Raw genomic sequence first — 239 nt, forward strand, 5'->3', positions numbered from 1 at the left:
TGATGATTCCGTAAGTACCGCTAACGAAGCTGTGAAGAAGGTCGATGTAAATCATCCGGACTACGAACACGTTAATCACCCGACACACTACAACTCCCATCCGTCTGGAATCGAGATAATTGATCTTGTGGAGCTGATGCCGTTCAACACTGGCAACGCCGTGAAGTATGTGGCGCGTCGTGGTGAGAAGGGAAAGGCCGCGCAAGACTTGGACAAGGCAATCTGGTATACGTCGCGTG

Annotated in this window: 1 protein-coding gene; it reads left to right on the top strand. The window is 51.0% G+C overall.

From position 1 onward, the window contains the following. A partial coding sequence (locus tag AC1RPW_RS08685; protein WP_481769560.1) for a DUF3310 domain-containing protein occupies positions 1–239 on the top strand: 239 nt, incomplete at both ends.

It is taken from the genome of Dellaglioa sp. CoH-55-MRSF-8, assembly GCF_056782195.1.